This window comes from Ensifer sp. LC163, assembly GCF_001695855.1.
GTDB lineage: Bacteria > Pseudomonadota > Alphaproteobacteria > Rhizobiales > Rhizobiaceae > Ensifer.
Genome location: NZ_MBSS01000025.1, coordinates 7501 through 25967 on the forward strand (window position 1 = coordinate 7501; position 18467 = coordinate 25967).

14 protein-coding genes (1 of these 14 running past the window's edge) are annotated in these 18467 nt (G+C 62.8%); 6 read left to right on the forward strand and 8 right to left on the reverse strand.

The features are described 5' to 3' along the window. Positions 1-1017, forward strand: partial view of a M23 family metallopeptidase gene (locus tag BC360_RS20990; RefSeq protein WP_065796804.1) — the 3' portion only. The gene continues 933 nt to the left of window position 1, outside the view; only the last 1017 of its 1950 coding nucleotides appear in the window; the start codon falls outside the window, past its left edge; the stop codon is at positions 1015-1017. Between the two features lie 234 nt (positions 1018-1251). Here the strand turns inward: BC360_RS20990 and clpB are convergent, their stop codons facing one another. Together clpB and BC360_RS21000 are read right to left on the reverse strand one after the other, a co-directional pair. Next, positions 1252-3858: an ATP-dependent chaperone ClpB gene (clpB, locus tag BC360_RS20995; protein ID WP_065796786.1), complete on the reverse strand. Its 2607-nt coding sequence runs from the start codon at positions 3856-3858 to the stop codon at positions 1252-1254. A 299-nt stretch (positions 3859-4157) separates the two neighbouring features. Next, a complete protein-coding gene (locus BC360_RS21000; protein ID WP_065796805.1) occupies positions 4158-5165 on the reverse strand; it encodes a saccharopine dehydrogenase in 1008 nt (335 codons plus the stop codon). A gap of 145 nt (positions 5166-5310) precedes the next feature. Between BC360_RS21000 and BC360_RS21005 the strand changes: the two genes are divergently transcribed. After that, a complete protein-coding gene (locus BC360_RS21005; RefSeq protein WP_065796787.1) occupies positions 5311-5895 on the forward strand; it encodes a TetR/AcrR family transcriptional regulator in 585 nt (194 codons plus the stop codon). Between the two features lie 134 nt (positions 5896-6029). Here the strand turns inward: BC360_RS21005 and BC360_RS21010 are convergent, their stop codons facing one another. The 5 genes from BC360_RS21010 to BC360_RS21030 form a co-directional block, all read right to left on the reverse strand. Further along, positions 6030-6689: a DUF4167 domain-containing protein gene (locus tag BC360_RS21010; RefSeq protein WP_065796788.1), complete on the reverse strand. Its 660-nt coding sequence runs from the start codon at positions 6687-6689 to the stop codon at positions 6030-6032. Between the two features lie 331 nt (positions 6690-7020). After that, positions 7021-7890: a peptide chain release factor N(5)-glutamine methyltransferase gene (prmC, locus tag BC360_RS21015; RefSeq protein WP_065796789.1), complete on the reverse strand. Its 870-nt coding sequence runs from the start codon at positions 7888-7890 to the stop codon at positions 7021-7023. 5 nt (positions 7891-7895) lie between these two features. Next, on the reverse strand, positions 7896-8978 hold the full coding sequence (gene prfA / locus BC360_RS21020) for a peptide chain release factor 1 (RefSeq protein WP_065784936.1): 1083 nt from the start codon (positions 8976-8978) through the stop codon (positions 7896-7898). Positions 8979-9049: 71 nt separating this feature from the next. Beyond that, positions 9050-11317, reverse strand: coding sequence for a phosphoenolpyruvate--protein phosphotransferase (gene ptsP / locus BC360_RS21025; protein ID WP_065784935.1), 2268 nt, complete (start codon positions 11315-11317; stop codon positions 9050-9052). Positions 11318-11407: 90 nt separating this feature from the next. Beyond that, the gene (locus BC360_RS21030; protein ID WP_065784934.1) at positions 11408-12682 is read right to left on the reverse strand and encodes an aspartate kinase; all 1275 of its coding nucleotides are present in this window, start codon (positions 12680-12682) and stop codon (positions 11408-11410) included. Between the two features lie 702 nt (positions 12683-13384). Between BC360_RS21030 and BC360_RS21035 the strand changes: the two genes are divergently transcribed. The 4 genes from BC360_RS21035 to ubiG all read left to right on the forward strand — a co-directional run bounded on the left by BC360_RS21035 (position 13385) and on the right by ubiG (position 17618). Then, positions 13385-14917 (forward strand): ABC-F family ATP-binding cassette domain-containing protein, encoded by a 1533-nt coding sequence (locus BC360_RS21035; RefSeq protein ID WP_065796790.1) that lies wholly within the window; start codon positions 13385-13387, stop codon positions 14915-14917. A gap of 404 nt (positions 14918-15321) precedes the next feature. After that, a complete protein-coding gene (locus tag BC360_RS21040) occupies positions 15322-16050 on the forward strand; it encodes a class I SAM-dependent methyltransferase (RefSeq protein ID WP_065796791.1) in 729 nt (242 codons plus the stop codon). A gap of 131 nt (positions 16051-16181) precedes the next feature. Next, a complete protein-coding gene (locus BC360_RS21045) occupies positions 16182-16730 on the forward strand; it encodes a dihydrofolate reductase family protein (protein WP_065796792.1) in 549 nt (182 codons plus the stop codon). A 141-nt stretch (positions 16731-16871) separates the two neighbouring features. Next, the gene (gene ubiG, locus BC360_RS21050; RefSeq protein ID WP_065784930.1) at positions 16872-17618 is read left to right on the forward strand and encodes a bifunctional 2-polyprenyl-6-hydroxyphenol methylase/3-demethylubiquinol 3-O-methyltransferase UbiG; all 747 of its coding nucleotides are present in this window, start codon (positions 16872-16874) and stop codon (positions 17616-17618) included. 188 nt (positions 17619-17806) lie between these two features. On the opposite strand, the gene BC360_RS21055 is transcribed toward ubiG, so the two are convergent. After that, complete coding sequence (locus tag BC360_RS21055) at positions 17807-18310, reverse strand: GNAT family N-acetyltransferase (protein ID WP_413813758.1); 504 nt, start codon at positions 18308-18310, stop codon at positions 17807-17809. Positions 18311-18467 lie beyond the last annotated feature (157 nt).

Sequence of the window (18467 nt, forward strand, 5' to 3'; positions counted from 1 at the left end):
AACGACGGCGACGTCCTGCGCATCGGCATCATTCAGAAGGGCGAGGAAGCGCGCATCGTTCGCGCCACCATCTATTCGCGCAACCGCCATGTGCTGACGATGGCCGTCGACGATGGCGGCCGCTTCGTGCCCGGCGCCGAGCCGCCCAAGCTCGATGCGGTCGCGACCGCCTTCGACGACAACGGCACGCCGACGATCACCAGCACCCACGATCTGCCGCGCGTCTATGACGGCATCTACCGCGCCGCGCTGTCCTACGGCATGAACACCGACATGGTCGGGCTCGTGGTCAAACTGCTGGCCAGCAATGTCGACTTCCAGGCGCAGCTGAAACCAACGGATTCGCTCGAAGCCTTCTTCTCGGTCACCGACGATCGCGGCATGGCAACGGCGGAATCCGAACTGCTTTACGTCAGGGCGAAGTTCGGCGACGCGGAAACGGCCTTCTACCGCTTCCAGGATCCGGACGACAACTCGATCGACTACTTCAACAGCGAAGGCAAGAGCATCCGACAGTTCCTGTTGCGCAACCCCGTGCCGAACGGCCATTTCCGCTCCGGCTTCGGCATGCGTCGCCACCCGATCCTCGGCTTCTCGCGCATGCACACCGGCGTCGATTGGTCGGCCCCCCGTGGCACGCCGATCATCGCAGCCGGCAACGGCACGGTGGAGAAGGCTGGCTGGGATTCCGGCGGGTACGGCAACCAGACGCTGGTCCGCCATGCCAACGGCTATGTCTCCTCCTATAACCACCAGAGCGCGATCGCCAAGACCGTCAAGACAGGCGCGAAAGTGGTCCAGGGTCAAGTGATCGGCTGGGTCGGCACGACGGGTCTTTCGACCGGTCCGCACCTGCACTACGAACTGATCGTCAACGGCAACAAGGTCGATCCGCTGCGCATCCGCCTGCCGGGCGGCAAATCGCTGGGCGGTGACGCGCTCGCGAAGTTCGAGAAGGAGCGCGACCGCATCGACGAGTTGCTGGACAAGGACGGCAGCGAAGTCGCCAGCAAGTAGCCTGCGACACCCACCCCTTACAGCGCCGCGCGTCTATTTAGACGCGCAAAGGACGCTGTAACGCTTTAAACTCGCTGCATAATTTTCTCCTTAAATCGGTTCTGATTTAAGGAATTATGCAGTAGCGGTTTGGCGCCTTGATAGGCGGTGGCCGCGATCCCCGCAGCGACGGAACTTCAAGCGCATGAACGAAAAAGGCCGCCCCGAAGGGCGGTCTTTTTCAGTTTCTGTGGTTTAGGCGGCTTCCTTTTCCGTGCCGGCGCCACGCTTGAAGTTCAGCCGGTCGGAGCCGGCAAGAACCTTGATGGCGGATCCGTCCGGGAACTCGCCCTGCAGGATCTTTTCAGCGAGCGGATCCTGAAGATACTTCTGGATCGTCCGCTTCAAGGGGCGGGCGCCATAGGCAGGATCGTAGCCCTTTTCGGCCAGGAACGTCCGCGCGTCGTCCTCCAGTTCCAGCGTGATCTTGCGCTCGGACAGCAGCTTGCGCAGCCGGGCCAGCTGGATATCGACGATCGCGCCCATTTCCGAGCGACGCAGCCTGTGGAACAGGATGATCTCGTCGACGCGGTTCAGGAACTCCGGCCGGAAGGCCGACTTGACGACGTCCATCACCTGGTCGCGAACCACATCGCTGTCCTCGTTCTCACCGAGCCCGGTCAGATATTCCGCGCCGAGGTTCGAGGTCATGATGATCATCGTATTGCGGAAGTCGACGGTGCGACCCTGACCATCGGTCAGGCGACCGTCGTCGAGCACCTGCAGCAACACGTTGAAGACATCCGGATGCGCCTTCTCGATTTCGTCGAACAGCACGACCTGATAGGGCCGGCGGCGGACGGATTCGGTCAGCGCACCGCCTTCCTCGTAGCCGACATAGCCGGGAGGTGCGCCGATCAGCCGGGCAACGGAGTGCTTCTCCATATATTCCGACATGTCGACGCGCAGCAGCGCGGTCTCGTCATCGAACAGGAAGCGGGCGAGCGCCTTGGTCAACTCGGTCTTGCCCACCCCGGTCGGGCCGAGGAAGATGAACGAGCCGATCGGCCGGTTCGGATCCTGCAGGCCGGCGCGCGCACGGCGAACGGCACGCGATACGGCCTGGACGGCATCGCCCTGACCGACGACCCATTTCGCCAGTTCGTCTTCCATCCGAAGCAGCTTCTCGCGCTCGCCTTCCAGCATCTTGTCGACCGGGATACCGGTCCAACGTGAAACCACATGGGCGATGTTGTCGGGGGTCACGACCTCCTGCACCATCGGATTGGCGTTGGCGTTCTCCTGGCTTTCGGCATCGGAAAGCTCTTTTTCGAGCTTGGGGATGACGCCATAGGTCAGTTCGCCGGCGCGCTGGAACTCACCTTTGCGCTGGACGATCGCCAGTTCGTTGCGGGCTTCGTCGAGCTGCTTCTTGAGGTCGGCGGCGCGGCCAAGCTTCTGCTTCTCCGCCTGCCAACGCGCCGTCAGCGCCGATGCCTGCTCTTCGAGCGAGACCAGATCGAGCTCAAGCTTCTCCAGCCGGTCTTTCGACGAGCTGTCGGTTTCCTTCTTCAGCGCTTCGCGCTCGATCTTCAGCTGCATGATGCGCCGGTCGAGTTCGTCGAGTTCCTCGGGCTTGGAATCCACCTGCATGCGCAGACGTGAAGCCGCTTCGTCCATCAGGTCGATCGCCTTATCCGGCAAGAACCGGTCGGTGATGTAGCGGTTGGAAAGCGTCGCGGCGGCAACCAGCGCAGAGTCGGAGATCCGCACCTTGTGATGCTGCTCGTATTTTTCCTTCAGGCCGCGCAGGATCGAGATGGTGTCCTCGACCGTCGGCTCCTCGACCATGACGGGCTGGAAGCGGCGGGCAAGGGCTGCGTCCTTTTCGACGTGCTTGCGGTATTCGTCGAGCGTGGTCGCGCCGACGCAATGCAGTTCGCCGCGCGCAAGCGCTGGCTTCAAGAGGTTGGAGGCATCCATCGCCCCTTCCGCCTTGCCGGCACCGACCAGCGTGTGCATTTCGTCGATGAACAGGATGATCTCGCCGTTTTCCGCCTGCACTTCGTTGAGCACAGCCTTCAGCCGCTCTTCGAATTCGCCGCGGAACTTCGCGCCTGCGATCAACGCGCCCATGTCGAGCGCCATCAGGCGCTTGTCCTTCAGGCTTTCCGGCACGTCGCCATTGACGATGCGCAGAGCGAGGCCTTCGGCGATCGCCGTCTTGCCGACGCCGGGCTCGCCGATCAGAACCGGGTTGTTCTTGGTCCGGCGCGACAAGACCTGGATCGTGCGACGGATTTCGTCGTCACGGCCGATCACCGGGTCGAGCTTGCCTTCGCGCGCATCGGCCGTCAGGTCACGGGCGTATTTCTTCAGGCTGTCGAACCCCTGTTCGGCATTGGCGCTGTCGGCCGTGCGGCCCTTGCGGATGTCGTTGATGACCTGGTTGAGCTTGGTCGGCGTCACGCCGGCCTTCTTCAGGATGTCGGCCGTGGCGGCAGAACTTTCGATCGCCAGCGCCAGAAGCAGGCGCTCGACGGTCACGAAGCTGTCACCGGCTTTCTTGGCCGCTTCTTCGGCGCTCGAAAAGACGCGAGCAAGCGGCTGCGACAGATAGACCGAACCGTTGCCGCCGGAAACCTTCGGCAGTTTTGCCAGGGCCGCATCATTGCCGGCGCGCGCTTCGCGCGCATCGCCGCCCGCCCGCTCGATCAGCGAGGCGGCCATGCCCTGTTCGTCGTCGAGCAGCACTTTCAGCACATGCTCGGGCGTGAACTGCTGATGTCCCTGCGCCAACGCATAGGTCTGCGCCGATTGCAGAAAACCGCGCACGCGTTCGGAATATTTCTCGATATTCATTCTCTACCTCCATAGCCCACCAGGCCCGTCGCACGGCACCCGCTGGTGTTTCAGGATCAGGCCCCCGCATTCGGCGAACCTGTCATTGGCCGTCGATCCACACCTTGCGCGGGATCAACGCGTCCGAAGCGAATATGGGGCAGCGGTTTTCGAAATTAAAGGGCTGATTGCATGTCGCAAATAGGAAATCTTGCGGGGGATGCAAACGGCCACGCCCCTTTGCGATGCGTGGCCGTTTGCAAGTGGATGCCGGCATGCCGGGCGGCCTCGGACGAACGCCCTCGGTGGCAGCTCAGAGGTCAGTGATCGACAAATGACGTACCGAACTCCTTCATCCGGGAGACGTAGTAGGCCGGTTCGATCAGCACCTCAGGCAGATAGAGGCCGGCCTTGGGCGCCTCGCCGCCGGCAAGACCGAGCATACGCTCGACCGCAAGGGCAACGCCAAGCGCCGTCAACGGCGCCTGCCCCTGCGAATGCACGATCTCGTGCCGGCGCGTCAGCGGTTCTCCGTCCTTCGCCTGTCCAGCGATTTCAAGCGTGATCTCGGTTGAAAACGGTTCGCCGCGCCGCCGGCTAGCGGACACGCTATAGGCAAGGTCGAGCCGGATTTCCTTGGCGCCGGTTCGCGCGGCCAGCGCCATGACATCAAAGGGCGAATAGGCCGCAGCATCGAGTTCGACACCATCGACACTTCTGTAGCGCGCGCGTGCCTCTTGCCCGCTCGCCCAATGCAGCTTGCCGTCCTTGACCGTGAGCGATGCCGGCGCCTTGCCGGTAATGCGGTTGTAGTCGGCGAGTGCCGCGGGCCCGCCCATATCCTCTTCATCGAGCAGCACGCCGATGCGGATCGCATCGACCGTCTCATAGGACGAGAGGGTGTCGAGCACGGGGAAAATCGCCGCTCCCGCAAGCCAATGGCTGGCGAGCAGGATCGGCGCCTTGTCCGGCGCATGGATATACTGTGCAACCTCAGGCCCGACCTCGAACGTTCCGCTGGAGAGGCTGATATACGGTATTCCCTTGTTCTGCGCGTACCGCATCGAGGTCAGTCTCTCGTCCTTGACGAAGATGACCACGGCGCTGAAGGCGGCATTGTCATCAAGGCCAAGATCGGCGCGGTCGAGATCGATCCGTACACCGATCGCTCCCCCGACCTCGTCGGCGACGGCCTGCGCCCGGGAGAGATCCCGGCCGCCGATTGCCAGCGGCAGCCCGGGGTGCAGCCTGCGGATCGCCTTGGCCGCCTGTGACCCGACGACGCCGGAGCCGCCGATGATCAGGACGGGTGAGAACTTGCTCGACATGTTCATATCTCCTAGACGGAAGAGAGGTGGGCGTTTTGCCAACCTACCATTAGTAAGTTACCATCAGTAGATAAGTAGCAAACGCGTTGCGTCAAGGGATTGGGATATTTATCGCCTGGCGCGAACGACCGGAGGAGAGCAGCCGATGCCGAAGACGGCGTTGAGGAAACTTACCAAGCCCGAACGGCGTGCGCAGCTCATCGAAACCTCCAAGCAAATCCTGCGGGAATGCGGCGCAGACGCCCTCACCCTCGGCCACCTTGCCGAACGCGCCGGCGTCAGCAAACCGATCGCCTATGAACACTTCGGCACCCGCGAAGGGCTGCTGATCGCACTATCGCGCGAGATCGAGAGCCGTCACACGGAAAAACTGAAGAACGGCTTGCTGGAGGCGCCGGCCGAACTTGCATCCGTCGCCGGCATCATCAGCTCCGTCTATATCGGATGTGCCGTCGAGAACGGCTCGGAATGGCAGGCAATGTCAGGCGCCCTGCGTGGCAACGCCGAGATGGACCGCGTGCAGCAGGAACTGGCCGACGACTATGTCGCGCTCATCGGCGCGGCCGTCGCCCCCTTCTCCAACCTCACTGACGACGATCTGCGCCTGCGTTGCGCCGGCATTGCCGGCGCTGCGGAAACGATTGCCAGGGAGTTCGTCCGGGGTCGCGCGACCGCGGAGAATGCGGCTGCCAATCTCGCAGCCTTGATCGTCAACGGCATCGGCGCCTGATGCACAACGCTCCACAGCGGCCGCGATCGACCGGCTATTCGAACAATGGTCAGATAACAAAAAACCCGGCCGCAAAGCGGACCGGGCTTTTGATGTTTGTTTCTGCCGGGCCGCATATGCGGCCCTGCGAAGATTTACTCGGACGCGGCCAGAGCCGGAGCTTCCGGAGGCGCTTCGCCTGAAGCTTCGCCTTCACCGGCAGCCTCATCGGCTGCATTGCGGCGCGGACGGCGCGGGCGCGGTGCGCTGCGGCGGCGCGAGGCCGCACGGCCGGAAGCCGCTGGCGTTTCTTCTTCCATCGCCACTTCGGCTGGCGTGCCGTCGATGACGGGCTGCGGGCCCGAACCGTCGATCACCGGCTGCTGCTCGATGACCACGGGAGCGGCTGCAAGCGGAGCCGGTGTCTCGTCGGCGTAGCCCTGATCCAGATCGTCCTGATCCTGGTCGTTGGCATCCTGGCCGCGGAAATCCTGGCGCTCTTCGCGCTGGAAGCGATCCTGCATCTGCGCCTGTGCGGCTGCGATGATGCGGTTGTAATGCTCGGCATGCTGAAGATAGTTTTCAGCGATGACACGGTCGCCAGAGCTCTGCGCGTCGCGAGCAAGCGCCGAGTATTTCTCGGCAATATGCTGCGCGGTACCGCGAATCTTCACGTCCGGACCCGAACTATCATAGGTCCGCGTCAGGGGATTGGATCCCTTGCGGTTATGACTGTTGTTGCTTCCGTTGTTGTTATTGTTGTTATTATTGTTATTCCGCCCGCGGCCGCGCTTGTTTTGCTGTCCTGGCCTCATAGTACATTCACCCGAATTCTCTTGATAATGATGATCATGTGGTTTCGTCTTCCGGCCGGATCCGTCCGCGCCCGACAGAGCACGCGCCGGTGAGCCCGCACATGGCGGCTTCGGCGCCGACTGGCGTCAAATTAACAGGTACCTGCACAAGGCACTGTTGAACCCTAGCAACTCTTTCTTGAGAGCAATCCCCGTGGCCAGGTCATACCGGAACGAATCTTAGGTCCATGACCATCTGCCCAGTGCGCGGGCAAACTAGCCCGCTTCCTCTGGGATTCCAAGCCCTTTCTTTGCGTCTGCAAGAAAGAAGATGCGCCAGTGCAGCATTTTTTCAACGGCCGAAGCTACGCTCGAAGATCAGCACCCGGTCGTTACCGCCCAGATCCTTGGCTTCTTCGCGCAAACGGAAGTTCTCGGCATTAAACAATGCCGTAACCGCCTCTTTCTGATCGAAACCGATTTCCAAGCCTATCACGCCGTCTGTCTCAAGATGATGACCGGCCTGAAGGGCGATGGCACGATAGGCATCAAGGCCGTCGTCTCCGCCATCGAGTGCTGCGGCCGGATCGTGCAATCGCACTTCCGGCTCAAGCTCTGCAACTACACTGGACCGTATATAAGGCGGATTTGAGACGATGACGTCGAAGCGCCCCTCCACCCTTTCGAACCAGTTGCTGCGCAGGGCCTCGAAACGATCCGCAAGGCCAAGCGCCTCGGCATTTGCACTCGCTGTCGCCAACGCATCCTCGGATATATCGGTAGCCGTGCCGTGCGCTTCAAGAACGCTGGCGAGCAAAGCCAGGCAGATCGCCCCCGTCCCTGTGCCGAGATCGAGAAGCCGGCAGCTCCCCTTCGCCGTAACGGTACGGCGCAGATGCGGGATCATGCGATCGACGAGCGTTTCCGTATCCGGCCTCGGCTCCAGCGTTTCCCGCGACAGCTTGAGCGGCAGGCCAAAGAACTCCCGCTCGCCGAGAATGCGGTAGACCGGCTCGCGCGCGATCCGCCGCTCGACGGCGGCCCGGACCCTGACGGCGTCCACCTCCGAAACCGGGTCCTTGCCACGGGTCACGACATCCGTCAGCGAAAGCCCGAGCAGGCCCGACACCAGATGGCGCGCGTCGAGTGTCGCATGCTCGATGCCGGCCGCGGTCAGGCGGTCCCGGCTTTCCGCCACGAGGCGCGCGAGCGTGGCAGTCATCGCGATCAGCCTCGTTGCTCGCCCAGGAGAGCCAGTTGGCTCGCCTGGTAATCGGCCAGCAGCGCATCGACGACTTCGTCGATTTCGCCGATCATCATCCGGTCGAGCTTGTAGAGCGTCAGGTTGATACGGTGATCGGTGATGCGCCCCTGCGGAAAGTTGTAGGTGCGAATACGTTCGGAGCGGTCGCCGGAGCCGACCTGGCTCTTGCGGTCGGCCGAACGTTCGCTGTCGGCGCGCTGGCGCTCCATGTCATAGAGCCGCGAACGCAGCACCTGCATCGCCTTGGCGCGGTTCTGATGCTGCGACTTTTCCGAACTCGTGACGACGAGACCGGTCGGGAGATGGGTGATGCGCACGGCGGAGTCTGTCGTGTTGACGTGCTGCCCACCCGCGCCCGACGAGCGCATGGTGTCGATGCGGATGTCCTCGGGCCGGACCTCGATGTCGATCTCCTCGGCCTCCGGCAGCACGGCGACGGTTGCCGCCGAGGTGTGAATGCGTCCGCTCGCTTCGGTTTCCGGGACGCGCTGAACCCGGTGCACGCCCGACTCGAACTTCAACCGCGCAAACACGCCGCGACCGGAAACGGTGGCGATGATTTCCTTGAAACCGCCAGCTTCGCCGTCGCTGGCCGAAAGCACTTCGACCCGCCAGCCCTTGGCTGCCGCATAACGCTCGTACATCCGGAAAAGATCGCCGGCAAACAGCGCTGCCTCCGAGCCGCCGGTTCCCGCGCGGATTTCGAGGATCGCGCTCTTTTCGTCGGCTGCATCCTTCGGCAAGAGCAGGATCTGGATCTCCTGTTCCAGCTGCTCGATCGCCTCCACGACTTCAGGCCTTTCCATCTCGGCCAGGTCGCGCATGTCCTTGTCGGTCGTCCTGTCGGCCAACATGGCATTGATGTCGGCAAGCTCGGCGGTTGCCTTCTCATAGGCGCGGATCTTGGTGACCACAGGCTGCAGTTCGGAATATTCCGACGCCAGCTTCACATAGACGTCGGCCGCGGGCCCTGCCGACATGCGGGCCTCGATCTCGCCGAACCGCCGTTCCAGTTCGCGCATTTTCTCAATGGGAAGCTTTGCCAAGTGTCACTCCAAATGCGCTTCGCCTCGCCCGGATCATAGCCCGAACGAGGACAAAAGCCCTTCAAATCTATCTAAACCGGGATGCCGTTCGCCGCAGCGAAGTCGATCAGGATCTGGCGAACCGGCGTCTGGTCGCGCGTGTCGTCCAGCGCCGCGTTCAGGACCTCGCCGAGCTTGCCGGCATCGAGAGCCAAGAGCATCGCCTTGATCGGCCCGACTGCCGTCGGTGACATCGACACCGAGCGGTAGCCAAGACCGAGCAGGGCCATGGCCGACAAGGGCTTGCTCGCCATCTCGCCGCAGAGCGTCACCGGTGTCTGATGGCGCTCGCCGCCGCGCACGATATCGCGCAGGATTCTGAGGAAGGGCCGGCCAAGCACGTCGAAGCGCTCGGAGACGCGGGCATTGCCGCGATCGACCGCCATGGCGAACTGGAACAGATCGTTCGAGCCGACCGAAACGAAGTCCACCTCGCTCATCAGCTCGTCGAGCTGCCACAAGAGCGCCGGCACTTCCAGCATAGCGCCGAACTGCAGCTTGCGCGGCAGCTGTTCGCCGAGCTTCGACTGGCGCTCGATTTCCTTTTGCAGCAGTTCGCGGGCTTCCTTCAGCTCCGAGACCTCGGTCACCATCGGCAGCATCAGTCTCAGCTCGGCGCCGGCAGCGGCGCGCAGCATGGCGCGAAGCTGGGTGCGCAGCAGACCCGGCCGGTCGAGCGAAAGGCGGATCGCCCGCCAGCCGAGCGCCGGATTTTCCTCTTCCGCCGCACGGAAATAGGGAACCACCTTGTCGCCGCCGATATCGAGGGTGCGGAAGGTCACCGGCTTGCCGCCGGTCTGCTTCAGGACGCTGCGATAGAAGGCCTCCTGCTCTTCCGCCTTCGGCATGGTCGAGGCGATCATGAACTGCAGCTCGGTGCGGAAAAGGCCGATGCCCTCAGCACCCGCCTCGTTCAGATGCGGCAGGTCGACCAAAAGGCCGGCATTCATCTGCAACGTGATGCGCTTGCCGTCCTTGGTGAGTGGCTCGACGTCCTTGAGCGCCCGGAACTGCGCCTGTCGGCGTGCGCGGAAACGCACCTTTTCCTCGTAGGCGCGCTGCAGATCGGCCAGAGGCCGCAGGTGCACCTTGGCATCGTCGCCATCGATGATGACGGCATCGCGATTTTCGGCAAGCGCCACAGCACCCGCAGCCTGGCCGACGACCGGGATGCCCATAGCGCGGGCGACGATGACCACGTGGCTGGTGACGGCACCCTCTTCAAGCACCAGGCCGCGGACGTTTTCGCGCGGATAGTCGAGAAGTTCGGCCGCACCCATGGCGCGCGCGACGATCACCGCATCGGTCGGAAAATCGCTGGCCGAAAGCTTGGCGCCATAGCCCGAAAGCTGTCGCAGCAGCCGGTTGGCCAGATCGTCGAAATCGTGCATGCGCTCGCGCAGATAGGGATCCGTCAGCCGGATCATGCGCGCCTTGGTCTCGCTCTGCACCCGTTCGACGGCGGCTTCGGCCGTCAGGCCGTTGCGGATCGCCTCTTCCAGCTTCCGCACCCAGCCGCGGTCATGGGCAAACATGCGATAGGTCTCGAGCACCGCGCGGTGCTCACCCTCCATCGACACTTCGCGACGCGACAGCATGTCGTCGATCGAGATGCGCAGCGATCCCAGCGCTTCGGCAAGCCGCTGCAATTCCTGGTCCGTATCCTCGTTCAGAAGATTGGTGACGACGATCCTCGGCTCGTGCAGCACGACATAGCCAAGGCCGATGCCTTCGCCGTAGCTGTTGCCATCGATCGAGACCGGGCGGGACAGATCGAGCTCGAGGCCGGGCTTGGTGATTTTCTTCAACTCGCCGGTCGCCACCATCTCGGCGAGAACCATCGCGGTCGTTTCCAGCGCCTCGACCTCGTCTTCCCGGTAGTTGCGCTGCGCCTTGTTCTGCACGACGAGAACGCCGAGCGCGCGGCCCGTGCGCAGGATCGGCACGCCGAGGAACGAGTGATAGATCTCTTCGCCGGTTTCCGGCAGGTAGGTAAAGGCGGGATGCGCCTGGGCGTCGGATAGGTTGAGCGGCCGCGCAGACGCAGCAATGGTGCCGACAAGGCCCTGCCCCATCTTCAACTGCGCCAGGTGGACGGCGGTCTTGTTCAGACCTTCGGTCGCGTAGAGTTCGAGCACGCCGTCGGAACGCAGCACATAGACCGAACACACTTCCGCGACCATGTTCTGTGCGATCTGGCGCACGATCCGGTCAAGGCGCTCCTGTGGCTCGAGCGGTTCCGCCATCAGTTCGCGCAACCGCTTGAGGAGAACGCGCGGACCTGCGGAAAGGTCTCTCATCGCGTGGGGTCCCCCGAAAAAGAGTAGACGACGGCGGCGGAAGAATTCGCAGCCAAAACGGCTGCGAATCCCAAATCAGTCACCTGTCGGTTAACTCTTATCGAGACCGTAGGCGGAATGCAAAGTGCGAACTGCCAATTCGGCATAGGGTCCGTCGATCAGGATCGAGATCTTGATTTCGGAGGTGGTGATCGCCTTGATGTTGATGCCCTTGTCGGCCAGTGCACGGAACGCCGACGCGGCAACGCCCGCATGGCTGCGCATGCCGATGCCGATGACCGAGACCTTGACCAGGCCCGCTTCCGACTGGATCACGTCGTAGCCGATCTTTTCCTTATTGTCGCCAAGCACTCTCAGCGCCTTGTCGACATCGCCGGAAGGAACGGTGAAGGTCATGTCGGTCTTCGAACCATCTTCCGAGATGTTCTGAACGATCATGTCGACATTGATATGGGCTTCGGCCAACGGCCCGAAGATCGCGGCGGAAACGCCCGGCCGGTCGGCAAGACGGCGCAGCGAAATCTGGGCTTCATCCTTGGCATAGGCAATGCCGGTTACGACTTCCTGTTCCACGATTTCTTCCTCATCACAAATCAGCGTGCCGGGCGGATTGAGAAGGTCACCCATGCCCGGCGCATCGGGATCCTCGAAAGACGAGCGCACGAAGGTACGGACCTTGTGCACCATGGCAAGCTCGACCGAGCGCACCTGCAGCACCTTGGCGCCGAGCGATGCCATTTCCAGCATTTCCTCGAACGCGATCTTTTTCAGACGCCGCGCCTTCGGCTCGATACGCGGGTCGGTCGTGTAGACGCCGTCGACGTCGGTATAGATGTCGCAACGGTCGGCCTTGACGGCAGCGGCAATCGCAACCGCCGACGTATCGGAGCCGCCGCGGCCAAGCGTCGCCAGGCGATTGTCCGGGCCAAGGCCCTGGAAGCCGGCGACCACGGCCACCTGGCCCTCGCCCATGCGGCGGATGATGTCGGCACCCTCGATGTCGAGAATGCGGGCGGCGCCATGAGCGTTGTCGGTGCGGATCGGAATCTGCCAGCCCTGCCAGGAGCGCGCATTGATGCCCATCGACTGCAGCGCGATCGCCAGGAGACCCGAAGTCACCTGCTCGCCCGAGGCGACGATGGCGTCATATTCGCGCGCATCGTAGAACGGCGCATTGCTGCCGGCGACCTTGGGCATGTGCTGCACCCAACCGACGAGCTCGTTGGTCTTGCCGGACATGGCGGAAACGACGACCGCGACCTCATGGCCGGCGTCGACTTCACGTTTCACATGGCGAGCAACATTGTGAATGCGGTCCAAATCAGCGACGGAAGTTCCGCCGAATTTCATCACGATGCGTGCCATTTCGCCTCTACCGGTACCGAATGTTTGCGCGCGAGCGCGCGTGACAGGAAAGCGCCCCCGTCGGCGCCCGACGATCAAAAAGTTGGGAGACTTCTCGGACATCGGCCAATCACCGCTTCGGGGAGCGGAAAGTCGCGGCGTCTCTTAGCGGATCGGGGGGCGCGGCGCAATGGCAAGAAGGCAGGAATAAGGCCCGCGTGACAGCAACCTGGCCGCACGCTGAGCAACAATATTGCCAATCGACATCGCCTGGAGCAACGAACGGCCCGCCAGATAGCTTTACGGCTTTGCACATATGGCAAGAGCCATCTTCGGTCGCACCCAACCGTCGCCACCCCGTTGAAAATTGCTCGCGCCGATGGTAAAACTGCGGCGCAACTCGATTGTGAAAGGAGGGCTGCGTTGTGATGACTTTTTTCCGGCACCACCGCCAGCGTGGCCCCGTCAACGCCCTGCAGATGCGTTTGCAGGGCTGACCGGTACAATCGCTTCGCGTCCTCGCGAACCTTATCCCTGGTCTGCCCCAGTGTGGTGCGGCTGAAAACCGTTTCGGTTTGAACGCCTGCACAGTTGTCCATTCCGAGCCGACGCGGCCCGAAGACTGCACCATACCGTGCATCGGGTCCGACAATCCGCCCAACCCGGCAGAAGTCTTGCCGCCCGTGGATGTTTGCCGTCGCTCGCGCAGTCCAGAGAACGAACATGGCTTTGATCAATATCCGCAACCTCGGCGTCACCCTCAGCACGGCGCTCTTTTCCAACCTCAACCTTTCGGTCGCGGCCGGCGACCGCCTCGGTATCGTCGCCGCCAACGGGCGCGGCAAATCCACCCTGCTCAGATCGATCGGCGGCAGCTTCGAGCCGACAGCGGGCGAGATCACCCGCTCGCGCGGCCTGACCATCGGCCATGTCGAGCAGAACGTGCCGGCACATCTGCTGTCACTATCGTTCCATGACGCGGTCCTTTCGGCGCTCTCGGCCGAGCAGGCGGACAGCGAAAGCTGGCGCGTCGATATCGTGCTGGATTCGCTCGAGGTGCCGGAAGCGCTTCGCCAACGCACCGTCGCTGACCTCAGCGGCGGCTGGCAGCGGCTGGCGCTCCTTGCCCGTGTCTGGGTCACGGATCCCGACGCACTGCTCCTCGACGAGCCGACCAACCATCTCGACCTGGCCAAGATCGCAAGGCTCGAATCCTGGCTGAATGCGCTAGCGCGCGACGTGCCGGTGCTGATCGCCAGCCACGACCGCGCCTTCCTCGACGCCACCAGCAACCGCACGCTGTTCCTGCGCCCGGACCAATCGCCCGTTTTCGCGCTACCCTATTCCCAGGCGCGCGCGGCCGTCGACGAACTGGACGCCTCGGAAGAGCGGCGCTACCAGCGCGACATGAAGGTGGCGCAGCAATTGCGGCGGCAGGCGGCCAAGCTCAACAATATCGGCATCAACTCCGGCAGCGATCTGCTGACGGTGAAGACCAAGCAGTTGCGCCAGCGCGCCGACCGGCTGGAAGACGCGGCCAAGCCCGCCCATCAGGAGCGTTCGGCCGGCGCGATCCGGCTGACCAATCGCGGCACGCACGCGAAAATCCTGGTAACGCTCGATGACATCCAGGTGGAAACACCGGATGGCGCCCCGCTTTTCCGCACGGGAAAACGCTGGATCTGCCAGGGTGACCGCATCGTCCTGCTCGGCGAAAACGGCGCCGGCAAGACGAGGCTGGTCAACCTCATTCGCACCGCCATCGAAGAACCGGCACGCGCGCCCGAAACGTTGAAAGCCACGCCTTCCCTGGTGCTCGGCTATAGCGATCAGGCGCTTGCGGGTCTTTCGGACAAGGAGACGCCGCTTGCCGCCCTCTCCCGCCGGTTCTCGCTGGGCGACCAGAAGGTGCGTTCGCTGCTCGCCGGCGCCGGTGTCGGCATCGACATGCAGGACAAGCCGCTCGGCCGGCTCTCCGGCGGTCAGAAGGCGCGCCTTGCGATGCTGGTGCTTCGCCTGCGGGAGCCCAACTTCTACCTGCTCGACGAGCCGACCAACCATCTCGACATCGAGGGCCAGGAGGCGCTGGAAGACGCGTTGATGAAAAACGAGGTCAGCTGCCTGCTGGTGTCCCACGACCGCAGCTTCGTGCGCAACATCGGTAATCGCTTCTGGTTGATCGACAAGCGCCGCCTCGTAGAGGTGGAAGACCCCGAGGATTTCTTCGCCGCGGCCGCACAAGGCGACATGGCCTGACGAGCAGGCGGCGCGCGGTGGATACCGTGCGCCGCTATGCCTGACAGCGCCGCGCGTCTGTTTAGACGCGCAAAGGTCGCTGTAACACTTTGAGTTGCTGCATAATTTTGTCCTTAAATCGATTCCGATTTAAGGACAAAATTATGCATTAGAGGCAACCGCAAGTGACCAATGGCTTCGCCAGCAACGAACTTGACTGGGCGGCGCGATCGGGCGATATCGGACCCATGTGCGAACATGACGTCCCTATCATTGCGCGTTCGGCCGGCATCCCAACAGGCGGGATGCAGGGCGATAGAGCACGCTGACGAAAGAGCGTTCGCGCACCTGCAACCTCGCCGGAAACGGACGGGGTTCTTCTTTTGACGGGTGCGCCGTCCATCGGCATTTTGATGGAGAATGAAATGGCACAGAATATCTACGACAAACCGGAATTTTTCGAAGGCTACAGCCAGCTGGGGCGATCCGTGCATGGTCTCGACGGCGCCGCCGAATGGCCGGCGATCCGCGCCGCCTTGCCGGATCTGCAAGGCAGCCATGTGGTCGATCTCGGCTGCGGCTTCGGCTGGTTCTCGCGTTTCGCCCGCGAGCAGGGTGCCGCCCGCGTCCTCGGGCTCGACCTGTCGGAGAACATGATCGCCCGCGCCCGACGCGACACGGCCGATCCGGCGATCGAATACGGCATCGCCGATCTCGATCACCTGACACTCGAGGACGGCGCCTTCGACCTCGCCTACAGCTCGCTCGCATTCCACTATGTCGAGGACTTCGATCGCCTGATCCAGGCGATCCACAATGCGCTGATGCCCGGTTCGCACCTGGTCTTCACCATCGAGCACCCGATCTACATGGCCTCGCTCACCCCGGGCTGGCAGGTCGGAGAAAACGGGCGGAAGCGGTGGCCGGTGGATCACTACTCCGTCGAGGGCCGGCGCACCACGGACTGGCTGGCCAAGGGCGTGGTCAAATACCACCGCACGATCGGCACCACGCTCAACGCGTTGATGCGCGGCGGCTTCGCCATCCGTCACGTCGAGGAGTGGCACCCGACGCCGGCGCAGATCGCCGCCAATCCGGATCTTGCCGAAGAGATGGAGCGGCCGATGATCCTGATCGTCGACGCACAGAGATAAGGCCGGCTGGAGCCTGGGCCGGAACCGCCCGGGCTTCGCCCCATGCTGTCCCGCACGTTCATCCGGCGCGACAGTTGTCGGCCAAAGAACAGGGCCGCAAATGGCGGCGAGCGAAAACGGGAGAAACGACAATGCGCAAGGTCATCATGTGGGACATGGTCAGTGTCGACGGCTTCTTCGAAGCACCCGGTCAGGACATCAGCTGGTTCGTCTTCGAGGATGAACTCGCGGCCTATATCGGCGAAACCCAGCTCGAAGCCGATACCCTGCTCTTCGGCCGGGTTACCTATGAGATGATGGCGTCCTACTGGCCGGAAGCCGAAGGCGATATCGCCACCTTCATGAACGGGGTCGAGAAGTACGTCTTCTCCCGATCGCTGAAAACCGTCGGCTGGCACAACACTAAGCTCGTTACCGGCGACGCGGTCGCCGAAGTCGAACGCCTGAAGGCGCAGGAGGGCGGCACCATCTTCATTTTCGGCAGCGCGGATTTTGCCGCAGAGCTGGTGGAGAAAGGCCTCGTCGACGAATATCGGCTCGGCATCAATCCGGTCCTGCTCGGCGGCGGCGTTCCCCTCTTCAAACCTCTGTCGAAGCGCACCAGCCTCAGGCTCACCCACACGCGGCCGCTCAAGTCCGGTGTCGTCATCCTGCATTACCAGCCGCAGCCGGATGCCTGATCGAAGGCTGCCCGACGTGGCACCTGACGTCGCCGGACGCACGCGCGGCCGCTTCAGATGCGCTGTTGTGGCCGCTGCCCGCCTCTTGACATCCCTGCCCGATCGTCCGACTTCATCAGGCAGAATGAAGGAGATGGCAGCATGAGCGAGACAGCGCGCACGACGATCGACCAGAGCGAGGTAGACCGCTTTTCGGCCATGGCCGCCGAATGGTGGGACCCGACGGGAAAGTTCCGGCCGCTGCACAAGTTCAATCCCGTACGCCTCGCCTATATCCGCGACAAGGTCGCCGAGCATTTCGGCCGTGATCCGAAAAGCCCGCAGCCGCTGAAGGGCCTGCGCCTGCTCGATATCGGCTGCGGTGGCGGTCTGCTGTCGGAGCCCATGGCCCGCATGGGGGCTGATGTCGTCGGCGCCGACGCTTCGGAAAAGAATATCGGCATTGCCAAGACCCACGCGGCCGGCAGCGGCGTTGCCGTGGATTATCGCGCCGTGACGGCCGAGGCCCTTGCCGAGGCGGGTGAAAGCTTCGACATCGTTCTCAACATGGAAGTGGTCGAGCACGTGGCCGATGTCGACTTCTTCATGACCACCTGCGCCCATATGGTTCGCCCCGGCGGCCTGATGTTCGTCGCCACGATCAACCGCACGATGAAGGCGGCGGCGCTCGCGATCTTTGCGGCTGAAAATGTTCTGCGCTGGCTGCCGCGCGGCACGCATCAATACGAAAAGCTCGTGCGCCCGGAGGAACTGGAAAAGCCGCTTGTGGCGAGCGGCCTCGAGCTGACCGAGCGCACCGGGGTGTTCTTCAATCCGCTGTCCAACCAGTGGAACCTGTCGAAGGACATGGACGTCAACTACATGATTGTCGCCAAGCGCCCGCTTTAACGGGAAGGCGCCAGCCCCCTCGGGCCTGCATCAAATCCTTTGCAAACCCCTCCGGCGACGCTGATCGCCGGAGGGGTTCCTTCTGGCTTCGCCGCCTTACAGCGACCTTTGCGCGTCTGTTTAGACGCGCAAAGGTCGCTGTAACACTTTGAGTTGCTGCATAATTTTGTCCTTAAATCGATTCCGATTTAAGGAATTATGCAGTAGTCGAGCTTCGGCCTGGCCTGCCATTCGTGCTGGAGCAGGGCGTAGATGAACTCGTCCCCCCAGGCTCCGTTGAACTGATCGTTCTGGATCAGGTGCGCCTCGCGGCGCATGCCCAGGCGCTCGACGACGCCGACGGAGCCCGCGTTGAGTGGATCGAGGCGCGCAAAGATCCGATGGAAATTCAGCTTGGAGAAACCCAGGTCGAGCACCGCCCGCATCGCTTCGGTCGCATAGCCCTTGCCCGCAAAAGCCGGGTTGAAGACATAGCCGGTTTCCGCCTGCCGTGCCGCCTTGCTCGCGAGCTTCAGCAGCACCTCGCCGACGAGCGCCCCATCCTCCCGCCGCTCGACGGCAAAGACCGCGACATCTCCATCCTCATCCAGACGCGGATTGCTCGCCCTGGCGAATTTTGCGCGCGCGCTGTCCTCGTCCAGCGGATCGGCATAGAGATATGCGGTAGACCTCCGGCAGCCTGTGATAGGCATGGAACCCGTCGAAATCCTCAGGTGCAAAATGCCGGACCGTCAGGCGGTCGCTGGAAATACGAAGGTCGGAAAGATCCATTGCTGTCAAAATCCCGGATTGCAAAGATCCGGAGATGGGAAACAACGATCTGTTTTTAAAGGGTGTTTCCGGGATTTC